Below are 12057 nucleotides of genomic sequence, written 5' to 3'. Positions count from 1 at the left end.
GCTGTACGGATATGCGGTCGTACCCGTACGGTCGCGCCCGTGTATCCGGGCTTGTGTGTCCGCGTATCCGCCCGGCCGCGTGTCCGCGTTTATGCGGATACGGTAAACGAGCTACGGGAATGTCAACACGAAGGTGGTCTGCCGCTGGGCCGGGTTGCTTCTCAATGCGATGCTGCCGCCGGACAAGCGCATGATCTGCCGTGAGATGGACAGCCCGATACCGCTTCCGCCTTCTTTCGTGGTGAAGAACGGCACGAATATATGCTCGGCTTCCTCGGGGGGGATGATAGGGCCGTTGTTCGTCACTTCTAGGATAACGGCCTCGTTGGGGTCGCAATACGCCTTGAACAAGATAAGCCCGTTTTCTTGCTCGTGCCCGATCGCTTGCATGGCGTTCTTCAAGAGGTTCAAGACTACTTGCGTGATCAGGTTCTCGTCGGCGTAGACGATCAAGTCCTCCGGTTCCACGTCGATACGAATGGTTATGTTCGGGTAGTTATTGTGATGACGGGCCAACCGCGTGAGCCGTTCGGCGAACTTATTGACGTAGAATAAAGAGGGCTGAGGAGTCGGTATATGCGTAAACTTACGGTACGACTCGACGAACGCGATCAAGCTCTTCCCGGTAGAGCTGATTACCTCCAAACCGCCTCGTATCTCCTCGTCAATATTCTGATGGAGGGAAAGCAAGGTGTCGCTCAAGGAGGTGATAGGGGTGACGGAGTTCATGATCTCATGGGTCAAGACCCGTGTCAGCCGTATCCATGACTCGATCTCCTTATCGTCCAGCTCGCTGTTGATATCATTGATCGCGATGATGCGGACGTGTTTCTCTTGGAGCGTCATCTCGGAGACACGGACCGAGAGATGTACCGTGCCACGCTCGTTGATAAAAGAGATCTGATGTTTCTCGCCGGGACGAACGTCGCTGATGAGGCGCTCTAGATTCTCGTCGATGCGTCCGAGCTGGCGGGCATGGGTAAAGACCGTCAATCCCAGCAGTCGCAAGGCCTCGTTGTTGGTCTGGAAAATATTGCCCTTATCATCTTCTACGATGATACCCGTATTCACTTGGTTCATGATCAACTCGTAATATTTCTCTTTCTGGATCGCCTCGGCTTTCGCTTGAAAAAGTATCTGGGTGATGCGGTTTAAGGACTCGCTAACCAGCTTGTCGTTGGAGGAACGCCCCCGGGTAGCGTATTTGAAGGCGTAATCGCTATTGTCGATCGCGTCGAACATGAAGGCTACCTTTTGTGCGTTCCGCTTGAACAAAAGGCTGATGCCCCGCAAGGCAGCCATCCATCCGATGCCTAAGAACAGAAACCATCCCCATTCTTTCTCCAAGGCCTGGTAGGTGAGTGCCGCCGTCAGCCCGATAGCGAGGGCGAGGCGGAAGGTGAGGCTGTAATAAATGCCTTTAAAGTTCATACCGCTTGATCTTATTATAAAGCGTTTGCCGTGAGATACCCAACTGGTTAGCCACGAGCGAGAGATTACCGCCGAATTTATCCATGGCGGCCTTGATCATAGTATACTCCATTTCCTCGAGCGTAGTGATGTCATTCTTGACGGGCACCTCCCGCTTACGGGGGAAATCGAAATTGCTGCCATCTAAAGTATCACCATCGGCGATGATAATCGCTTTCTCCACGGTATGTTCCAGTTCGCGGATATTACCCAGCCAAGGTTGGGCTTTCAGCTTTTCCTTGGCGTCGTCGGTGAGGGCCATGGGCTTTTTACCGTAGATATTGGTATATTTCGTGATGAATATCTCGGTAAGCGGTACGATATCCTCCGGCCGTTCCCTCAAGGGCGGGATCTCTACGTGTATCGTATTGATACGATACAGCAAGTCCTCGCGGAATTGCTCTTTCTGTACCATCTCCTGCAAGTCCCGGTTCGTGGCGCAGATCAGGCGGATATTGATGGGGATCGGGGTATTGCTACCTACCCGTACGATGCTCCGGCGTTGCAAGGCGGTCAATAATTTGGCTTGCAAATGATAAGATAGGTTCCCGATCTCATCGAGGAACAAGCTTCCGTTGTTCGCTACCTCGAACTTACCGGGGCGATCCGTCCGGGCGTCGGTGAAGGCCCCTTTTACGTGTCCGAATAGCTCGCTCTCGAACAGCGTCTCCGTGATAGCGCCCATATCCACCGGTACCATGGCCTCATCCTTGCGGGGGGATAGCAGGTGTATTTCCCGGGCCAGCATTTCCTTACCGGTTCCGTTCTCTCCCGTGATTAATAGATTGGCGTCTGTCTTGGCTACTTTCTCTATCAGCATCCGTAGTTGCTGCATGGCGTTGCTGTCTCCCCAGAACATACCGCTTTCCTTGGATACCAACTGCTTGTTGCCGACACCGCCTTTATGATTGGCCGAGCGGATTTGGTAAGCGGCTTGCAAGGTTTCCAATAATTTAGCGTTGTCCCAAGGCTTTACCACGAAATCGGTGGCTCCTTCCTTGATTCCTCGTACCGCCAGATCGATGTCGGCGTAGGCGGTAAAGAGAACGACTTGTATCGAGGGATAAGCCTTCTTGATCTCGGAGAGCCAGAACAGCCCCTCGTTGCCGCTGTTTATACCGGCGCTGAAATTCATGTCGAGCAATACGACATCCACGTTCTCGTCGTGCAGCGTGTTTTTTATCTTGTTCGGGGTAGAGATGGTGATAACCTTCTCGAAGCAAGTTCCTAACAGCATTTGTACGGCGGTCAGGATACCTTTATTATCATCCACAACTAGTATAGTGCCTTGTTTTGCCATGTCATGTCCATTTATACGGGCAAAGATACTCGATCTGGTCGATACTTCCTAAACCAGATACACCCTATTTCTGTTTCATATACCGTATGGATAAAGAAATAACGAATATAAATGGTCAGACGGGAGGGAATATCCCGGATGGCTTGCCAATCCCTAGCCGTTATTGGGCGATCCTAGCGATTGGGCTTGGTGTTACCGTGTCGGTGTTGGATGGGGCGATCGCAAACGTGGCTTTACCTACGATTGCCGGCGATCTCCATACGAGTCCGTCTGCTTCTATATGGGTGGTGAACGCTTATCAGTTGGCGATCACGATTTCTTTGCTGTCGTTATCGTCGATGGGAGAGATCTGGGGGTATCGGAAGGTGTATACGATCGGGTTGCTGTTATTTAGCTGTACCTCTTTGGCCTGCGCTTTATCCGATTCCTTGTTTACGCTGATTATCGCCCGTACGCTACAAGGTTTTGGCGCCGCTGCCATAGCGAGCGTGAATACGGCCTTGATCCGTATTATTTATCCCAAACGTTTTCTGGGGCGAGGTATGGGGATTAATGCCTTGGTGGTATCCGTATCGGCCGCCGCTGGTCCTACGATAGCCGCCGGTATATTGTCCGTGGGGAACTGGCCTTGGTTGTTCGCTATAAATATCCCGATAGGTATTACCGCTTTGATATTGAGCTTTAAGTTCTTGCCGCAAAATCCGGTGAAGGCTGTCGGACGTAAGTTTGATGTTACGGCGGCACTCATGAACGCGCTGACATTCGGTTTGGTGATAGCGATTATCGAGGCGTTCACGCATGATGTACATATCTCATTGATAATAGCGGCGATTGTTATCGTATTGTTCTGTGGGTATTTCTATATCCGGAGAGAGGAACGGCAGGCCTATCCATTATTGCCGATAGACTTGCTGCGTATTCCTCTTTTTACCCTTTCTATCATTACGTCTGTGTTTTCTTTCATCGCTCAGATGCTGGCTATGGTCTCTTTCCCGTTTTTCTTGCAGCGGGTACTGGGACGCGATGAGGTGGCGACCGGCTTATTATTGACTCCTTGGCCTTTGGCGACAATGGTGTGCGCCCCTTTGGCCGGGATCTTGTCGGAGAAAATGAATGCCGGGGTCTTGAGTGGTATCGGGTTGATTATCTTCTCGGGAGGGTTGTTCTCGTTGGCGGAATTACCGGCGCATCCTTCCGATCTGGATATTATCTGGCGCATGGCGCTTTGCGGTTGTGGCTTCGGGTTGTTCCAGACTCCTAACAATAGCCTCATGATCGGGGCCGCTCCGGAAAGTAGGAGTGGAGGGGCTAGTGGCATGTTGGGTACGGCCCGTTTGCTGGGACAAACTTGCGGGGCTTCGCTGGTAGCCTTGATGTTTAAGTTATTTCCCGGCCATAGCATGCCCGCGGCGTTATGGCTGGGAAGTGTGTTGGCCTTGATCGGGGCGGTTATTAGTTTCTCCCGGATCAATCGTAAGGCTTGATCGGATTAGGCGAGATGCGATTTTACCTGCATTTTCGCCCGGTATCCCAGCAGGCATACAGAGCATAAGAAGCCTAATGGGTAAGCCATCCAAATCCCGGCGATACCCCAATGGAACGTGAATCCCAATAGATATCCGGCAGGTATGGCTATGATGAAATAAGCGAGAAACGAGATCCACATAATCGCTTTCACGTCGGCTAGCCCTCGTAAGGAGTTCGCTAAAATGATTTGTGCGCTGTCTCCTATTTGATAGAGCATCAATATGGGGAGTAGTGTCTTCACGATTGCGTTGACATGAAGATTATCCGTAAATATTAATCCAAGCCAGGATTGGGTCATGAATAAGGTGGTGCAGACAATACAAACGACAATAAGCCCTAGATGAAGCCCGGCAATGGTGATCTTACGCACCATATACCAGTCGTTCGCCCCTTTATAATAACTGGTACGAATCGCTACGGCGGCTCCAAGACCTAAATAGATGGTAAAACTGATCGTTGATATGGTAATGGCTATTTGATGGGCGGCAAGCTCAAGGCTACCCAGCCAACCCACCATGATGGCGGTGACGCAGAATGTTCCCGCTTCCAAGCCTTGTTGTAGACTGATCGGCCAGCCTATGGAATTCAGCCTTCTCCAACTCTGCTTATTGATACGAATATGGGTGAAACCTTTCCGGTAAGGCTTATAGTCGGTTCGCAGCATGAATACGGCGATGAAAAGCAATAGCATGATGATACGCGAGATAAAGGTGCTTATACCTGCCCCGAGCAGTCCGAGTTCCGGCATTCCGCATTTTCCGTAAATGAGGATATAGTTGCCGATGATATTCAGCAGATTCCCTGTCAATAGGACCCACATGGATATGGATGGGTTGGCTATGCCTTCCACGAATTGACGGAATGAATTATAAAGCATTACGAATAGGATCGAGACTAATGAGACTGCGAAATAAGGTCTTATCAATGGCAAGAGTTCTTCGGGTTGGCCTAAAGAGTCTAGGTTTAGGTAAATCCCCAGTAAGACGGCTATCAATAATAAGGTGGTAGTCATATTGGCAACCAGACTGTTTTTGAGCCAGCCTCCGATCACGATCTTTTTATTCATCGCTAAATTCTGTCCGATCAGCGGGGTAAGATTATAGGAGAATCCAGTTCCCATTATGATAAACGCATTTATTACATTATTGACGAACGATGCCGCCGCTAGTTCCTCCGTACTGTGCTGTCCCACCATGATGGTGTCTGCCAATCCGGTGATGATAGCCCCCAATTGTCCGATGATGATAGGTACCCCTAGCATTACTAAGGATTTATAATATTGTTTGTAACCCGCTATTCTATTGTACATATGTATTGTTCTGTTATTAATGATGGTGTAAAAATCCTTGATCGTATATACCGGATATACGATAGAGTTGTTCTAAATGAAAATGTAAAGATAAATTAGAAGGAATAGGGTGCGGATACGGTAGAACCTCTCGTAGTCCAATGGACGAACAAGATGCTTTTAGTCGTAAAAAAATAATATTCGAATTTACAGCTCATACCTCTTCTTAGATTTAGCGGCGCAAAATTACATAAAATCACTGGAATCCGCAAACCTTCAAAATTACCTTTGTTTTTGGGATCGTACTTTTTTTATATCTTTACGGTTATAAGATAAATGAATGATTATGGATCAATTCGTAGAACAATTAAGGCAGGTGTCTCCTTTATCAGATGAGATCGTGAGGCAGTTGTTGGAAGAAATGAAAGAGGTTTCTTTTGCTAAGGGAGAATTATCGATCCGGGAGGGAGAAAGAGATCCGTTTGTTTGGTTCGTGAAAACCGGATTGGTCCGGGCTTTCGTGGAGCGTGAGGGAAAAGATATCTCGTTATGGTTCGCCTCAGATAGCGAGGTGATCAATTTTGTTTATCGGGATATCTCCGCCTATAATGTTCAAATGGTGGAGAATACGACATTATTGAGAATACCGAAAACGAAATTGGATTACCTATGCCGGAGCTCCCTTGAGTTGGCCAATTGGGGATTGAAAATACAAGATTACTATCTTCGGGAATATGAGAACTATTTTATAAACGATAGCTGGATGGAAGCTCGTGAACAATATGAGTCATTGCTGAAAACCCGTCCGGACTTGATCTTGAAACTACCCTTGAAACATATCGCCTCTTATTTACAGATAACCCCACAGTCATTGAGCCGTATCCGTGCTTCTGTAAAAAAATAGGGAAAAGTCATTATTTATCATAGGGTAATTTTTCTTGTTTTCAATAGCCATATCTTTGCGTCGTTAAAAACGTGAAGTGGATAATATGAAAATGAGTGGAGAAAAGGCGATCCATCGCCAAGAGTTGGAGCGTGGTTTACTAACCCAAAAGATTTCAAGACTATTTCTGAAATATACGATACCGGGAGTAGCCGGCCTATTATTCCTCGGGATTCAGTCGGTGATCGATGGTGTGATATTAGGGCGGTTTGTCGGGGCGAACGCTTTGGCCAGCGTGAATCTGATCTTACCTTGCTATAGTTTGATGACGGCTTTGTCTATCGTGATAGGAGTAGGGTGTCAGACCTTGATCGGTATAAACCTCGGACGTTCGGATCGGCAAGAGGCGAATAACGCTATAACTACTTCGTTCTTGTTTCTTGGAGGAATATCCGTTTTGATTAGCGGGTTGATTTATATATTCGCCGGAGATATCGCCCGTATGTTAGGTGCGAATGACGTATTGGTTACGGGAGCCGTGGACTATATTCGTTCCCTTGTCCCGTTTTTCCCTTTATTATCATTGATGTTCTTAGGAGATTATATGATTAAGGCGATGGGGCATCCGCTTTATGCCATGATCGTAATGGGAAGTACGGTGTTGATTAATATCGGTCTGGATCTTTTGTTTATCCCGGTAATGGGTTTAGGGATTAAGGGGGCGGGATTGGCTACAGGCTTGGCCTTTACCTTGGGAGCGCTGTTCAATATTCCCCGGATGTTCCAGCGAGGGCAAGTCGTAGCGGTACAAAGAGGACGTTTCCGTTGGCCTTTGGTCTGGAATGCGTTATACAATGGCTCTTCGGAAGGAATATCCGAGCTATCTGCCGGAATCACGATTTTTTTGTTCAATATAACGATGATGCGATATTTAGGAGAGGATGGAGTCGCCGCCTTTACGGCGATTAACTATATCCTGTTTATCGCCACCACGGTATTTTTAGGGATATCCGATGGAATTATACCGATTATCAGTTATAATTTCGGGGCGGGAAGATTGGACCGGATCGAGAAAGTGCTGAGATTAGCAGGGCGTGTTAATTTTATGATAGGTATAACGTTATTCGCCATCTTATTCTTTTTCGGGCAACAGATCACGTCCTTTTTCTTTAAGGGAGGAGAGGCTTTGGACGCTTTGGCGATCGCTAATTACGGCATAACGATTTATTGCTTCACCTTCTTGATGAGTGGGCTGAATATATTGGCCTCCAGTTATTTCACGGCTATCGGCAACGCTAAGCTGTCGGTTGTTATCTCTATGCTGCGTAGCTTGGTATTCGTAACCTTTGGTATTATCGTTTATCCTTCTTTATTCGGCATCCAAAGTATTTGGTATAATGTACCGGTGGCGGAGTTGTGTACGTTATTTATCTCCTTTATGTTGGTAAGGAGAGAACTTTTAAAAGAGGCCGTGCTGAAAAATTAATCAGCACAACCCTCTTAATTTCTTATTCGATATTCTTCCGTATCTTCGTCAGATACTCTTTCATCTTCTCGGAATCCTTATCCTTGATGATTTCTTGCAAGATATGCAATTCCTCTTGTATCCGCTCGATTTGGCGAGGGGTACGGGGGTTGAAAAGGATCTCGGTCAATAGAAAATCGTCCTCGGACAAAAGGCCGCGGGCGATTTTCATATGGCGTTTGAAAGTGGTACCCGGGGCATCCTGATGCTTCATCGTAGCGGCAAATACCATAGTGGAGGCGAAAGGGATACCTAGTGAGTAGGCTACCACTTTATCGTGCTCCTCGAACGTGTATTCGCAGATATGCAGGCGGAGGCTGGAATAAATATCCTTGAAGAAGATCTTGCCCAGATGATCGCCCTCGGAGATAATAATCGTATTCTCTTTCTCCAGTTGTCCCAGATTAGCGAATGTAGGTCCGAACATCGGGTGAGTGGAGACATACGGGAAACCGCATGTCTCATAAAACTCCTTCAAATAAGTCTTCACGGAAGCGATATCGGAAATAATGCAATACGGTTGCAAGTAAGGCATCACGGCCTTGAAAGCCTCTATCGTGTAACTTAACGTCACGCAGTTGATGACCAACTCGGGATTAAAATCCTTAACCTCTTCCGGGTTTTGTAGGCGAAGGGCGTTATAGATAAAACGCATACGTTTCGGATCTTTCTCCAATACGGCTACCTCATGATCAAAACTAAGCAGGTCGGTGAAGAAAGAACCCATCTTTCCTGCGCCTAAAATCAATATTTTCATCTTATAAATTATTGTTCGTTCATGATAATCATTTGCTGGCGCACGGATTCCTCATGGATCTCCTTCAAGATCTCCTTTACAAAGTCCGGGCTCAGGTCCATTTGTTCACCCATGCTGGAGCGTTTCTCTAAGATCTCGCTGTAGCGGGGAGACTGCAAGATCGGCATATTGTGCTCTTTCTTATAAACGCCGATCTCCTTGGAGATACGCATACGTTTAGCCAAAAGCTCCAATAATTGCTCGTCGATACCATCGATCTGGCGGCGAAGAGCGGTCAGGTTCTCGGTAGTCTGGTTTACGTCACGGATCACCAATAGGTTCAATACGTAATCCAATACATCCGGGGTGATTTGCTGGGAAGCGTCGCTCCATGCGCAATCCGGGTTACAATGAGACTCTACGATCAATCCGTCGAAACTCAAGTCCATCGCTTGCTGGCAAAGTGGGGCTACCAACTCACGCTTACCACCAATGTGACTAGGATCACAGAAAATAGGCAGGTCCGGCATACGGCGGCGAAGCTCGATAGGAATATGCCACAACGGAAGGTTACGGTAGATCTTCTTGTCGTATGAGCTGAAACCTCTATGGATAGCACCCAAACGATGAATGCCCGCTCCGTACAAACGCTCGAACGCTCCGATCCACAACTCCAAGTCCGGGTTAACCGGGTTCTTGATCAATACAGGTACATCAACCCCTTTTAACGCGTCGGCGATCTCTTGGACAGCGAATGGGTTTACCGTCGTACGTGCTCCGATCCAAAGGATATCGATACCGGCTTTCAATGCCTCGAATACATGATCTTTAGTCGCTACCTCGGTAGATACCAGCATACCGGTCTCTTTTTTCACTTTCTTCAACCAAGCCAATCCCTCGGCTCCGATACCCTCGAATCCACCCGGTTTCGTACGAGGCTTCCAAATACCCGCACGGAATATCTTAACGCCTCTGGAGGCTAATCCTTGGGCTGTTTCTAACACTTGCTCTTCTGTCTCGGCGCTACAAGGGCCTGCGATTACGATAGGACGTTGTGTGTCAACTCCCGGTAATGCTAACGGTTCAATCTTCATTTCCATCTTTGTGATCTATATTTTAATTTTCAATTTTCAGTTATAAATTCTCAATTCTCTTCAAGGCTTCTTCTAAAGTCTCGTTCTTGCAGCAAAGGGAGATACGGATATAACGCTCGCCACGGCTACCGAAGATAAATCCCGGCGTAAGGAATACGTTTGCCTCGTATAGCACCTTGTTGGCGATTGCCTCGCCGCTCTCGGCGGAGTCGGGGATACGTCCCCAAAGGAACATACCTACTTGGTTCTCGTCGTACTCGCATCCCAAGGTACGCATGATTTGTCCGGCAAGGTCCCGGCGGCTACGATAGACACGGTTCATGTTGTCGTACCACTCTTTCTTTGCGCTTAGGGCCTCTACCGCCGCATATTGCATCGGCTTGAACTGCCCGGAGTCGATATTGCTTTTTACCTTCAGTATCCATTGGACGAATTGGGCGTTGGAAGCCAGCATCGCCATACGCCAACCCGGCATATTATGAGCCTTACTCATGGAGTTCATCTCGATACAGATCTCTTTGGCTCCCGGTATGCTTAAGATACTTAGCGGATGCTCGTTCAAGATGAAGCTATAGGGGTTATCATTACATATAATAATACCGTGCTTCCGGCCGAAGGCCACTAGCTTCTCGTATAGCTCTACGCTAGCGTTCGCCCCTGTGGGCATATTCGGGTAATTGGTCCACATCAGCTTTACGTTGGAGAGATCCATTTTCTCCAGTTCCTCGAAATCCGGTTGCCATCCCAGTTCCTCTTTCAACTCGTAAGGGATCAAACGAGCCTCTACCAGCTTGCTGACGGAACTATATGTCGGATATCCCGGGTTCGGAACCAGTACGCCATCCCCCGGATTCAAGAATGCCAGCGAGATATGCAAGATACCTTCTTTGGAGCCGATGAGCGGTTGGATCTCTGTTTTCGGGTCCAAGTCTACGTCGTACCACGTCTTGTACCAGTCGGCGAATCCCTTACGCAGTTCCGGTATGCCTACGTACGGCTGATAACCGTGCTCGTTCGCTCTGCGGGCATGTTCACACAACGTCTCGATGGTCTGTTCCGAAGGTGGAAGGTCGGGGCTGCCTACGCCAAGGTTAATGACGTTCTTGCCTGCGGCGTTCATCTCGGCTACTTCCTTCAGTTTCTTGGAGAAGTAGTATTCCTGTACGCTACCTACACGGTTAGCGGGTGTAATATTACACACTTTGTCTTCCTTCTGCATATTCGCCTAATATTTTTAAGTCTTTTGTTAACGGTCTGATAGCGTCCAACGCTTGTTTGTAACGGGTAAAATCCGTGAAAGTAAGATCGATGTAGAACAAGTATTCCCATTCACGCCCGATAATAGGCAAGGACTGTATTTTAGAAAGATTCATGTCGTAAAAAGAGAGAACGGAGAGGACTTTGGAAAGGCTGCCGGAGGTGTGGGGAAGAGCGAATACGAGAGAGGATTTGTTTTTATCGGTTCCTCGAAGCATCTCATCCACCGTCCAGCGGTCCGCTATAGCGAGGAAGCGGGTGAAATTCCGTTTGTTAGTCTCGATCCCCTCGGCAAGGACTTCCATCTTGTAGATCTGGGCAGCCAGTTTCCCGCATATCGCCGCGTGTCCTTTCAGTTGGTTCTCCGAGATCCACCGGGCACTCATGGCGGTATCCTCTTTCTCTACTACCTTGGCGTTTGGCAGAGTATCGAGGAAATCGGTACATTGCATCAACGCTATCGGATGGGAGTTGACCTCTGTTACCTCGTGTATCGAGGTTCCCGGAAGCGCTACTAAGGAATGGGAGATACGTAGCTTATACTCGCCGGTGACGCTCAGCCCGCTTTCACGGATCAGCTCATGGTTTTGAAGGAGGCTTCCCGCTATCGTATTCTCGATGGCCATCATGCCTAGTACGGACGGGTCTTTCTTGATCGTCGTGATAACATCCCGAAACGTATTGCAAGGGATGATTTCTATTTCTTCACCTTCATGATAATTACGGGCGGCGATGTCGTGATACGAACCGGCTATTCCCTGTATTGCTACTTTCTTTTTCATCTTGTTTCTCTATTTTTACTCTAAACTGTTACAAACAAAAAAAGTCCCACCGAAACCGGCAGGACTTTATATTTTATTGATATTTATATTCAATCATCAACGCTTTACATACAAACTCCTGCCTTTACTCTGCTAAAGTAAAAGTAATAAAAGTAATATGTAAAGCTAAATCGATTCATTGTCTGTTTGTTTTTA

10 protein-coding genes are annotated in these 12057 nt (G+C 47.8%); 3 read left to right on the top strand and 7 right to left on the bottom strand.

All coding sequences use genetic code 11. From position 1 onward, the window contains the following. Positions 1–111: 111 nt before the first annotated feature. Positions 112–1431, bottom strand: a complete 1320-nt coding sequence (locus DWX33_RS18370; RefSeq protein WP_122380829.1) for a PAS domain-containing sensor histidine kinase — start codon at positions 1429–1431, stop codon at positions 112–114. Then, on the bottom strand, positions 1421–2770 hold the full coding sequence (locus DWX33_RS18365; RefSeq protein WP_057327114.1) for a sigma-54 dependent transcriptional regulator: 1350 nt from the start codon (positions 2768–2770) through the stop codon (positions 1421–1423). The genes DWX33_RS18370 and DWX33_RS18365 overlap by 11 nt, the downstream gene beginning before the upstream one ends. 86 nt (positions 2771–2856) lie before the next feature. Here DWX33_RS18365 and DWX33_RS18360 point away from each other — a divergent pair, with 86 nt between their 5' ends. Beyond that, positions 2857–4254, top strand: coding sequence for an MFS transporter (locus tag DWX33_RS18360; RefSeq protein WP_005856339.1), 1398 nt, complete (start codon positions 2857–2859; stop codon positions 4252–4254). Between the two features lie 5 nt (positions 4255–4259). Here the strand turns inward: DWX33_RS18360 and DWX33_RS18355 are convergent, their stop codons facing one another. Beyond that, positions 4260–5606, bottom strand: coding sequence for an MATE family efflux transporter (locus tag DWX33_RS18355; RefSeq protein ID WP_005856341.1), 1347 nt, complete (start codon positions 5604–5606; stop codon positions 4260–4262). Between the two features lie 319 nt (positions 5607–5925). On the opposite strand from DWX33_RS18355, the gene DWX33_RS18350 reads away from it, so the two are divergent. Continuing rightward, complete coding sequence (locus DWX33_RS18350) at positions 5926–6489, top strand: Crp/Fnr family transcriptional regulator (RefSeq protein ID WP_172618153.1); 564 nt, start codon at positions 5926–5928, stop codon at positions 6487–6489. Positions 6490–6574: 85 nt separating this feature from the next. Further along, positions 6575–7954 (top strand): MATE family efflux transporter, encoded by a 1380-nt coding sequence (locus tag DWX33_RS18345; protein ID WP_034527476.1) that lies wholly within the window; start codon positions 6575–6577, stop codon positions 7952–7954. A gap of 22 nt (positions 7955–7976) precedes the next feature. Here DWX33_RS18345 and DWX33_RS18340 read toward each other — a convergent pair whose 3' ends face one another. From DWX33_RS18340 to DWX33_RS18325, 4 genes are read right to left on the bottom strand one after another with little or no spacing between them, the layout of a single operon-like run. Continuing rightward, the gene (locus DWX33_RS18340) at positions 7977–8750 is read right to left on the bottom strand and encodes a prephenate dehydrogenase/arogenate dehydrogenase family protein (protein WP_121962741.1); all 774 of its coding nucleotides are present in this window, start codon (positions 8748–8750) and stop codon (positions 7977–7979) included. Between the two features lie 8 nt (positions 8751–8758). Then, on the bottom strand, positions 8759–9829 hold the full coding sequence (locus tag DWX33_RS18335) for a bifunctional 3-deoxy-7-phosphoheptulonate synthase/chorismate mutase type II (protein WP_005868246.1): 1071 nt from the start codon (positions 9827–9829) through the stop codon (positions 8759–8761). A gap of 34 nt (positions 9830–9863) precedes the next feature. After that, positions 9864–11042, bottom strand: a complete 1179-nt coding sequence (locus DWX33_RS18330) for a pyridoxal phosphate-dependent aminotransferase (RefSeq protein ID WP_122380828.1) — start codon at positions 11040–11042, stop codon at positions 9864–9866. After that, positions 11017–11862, bottom strand: coding sequence for a prephenate dehydratase (locus DWX33_RS18325; RefSeq protein WP_122380827.1), 846 nt, complete (start codon positions 11860–11862; stop codon positions 11017–11019). The genes DWX33_RS18330 and DWX33_RS18325 overlap by 26 nt, the downstream gene beginning before the upstream one ends. Between the last annotated feature and the right edge of the window lie 195 nt (positions 11863–12057).

This window comes from Parabacteroides sp. AF19-14, from assembly GCF_003635485.1.
GTDB lineage: Bacteria > Bacteroidota > Bacteroidia > Bacteroidales > Tannerellaceae > Parabacteroides > Parabacteroides distasonis.
The sequence above is the reverse complement of the archived record's forward strand: the minus strand, read 5'-3'. Positions and strand labels throughout refer to the sequence as shown.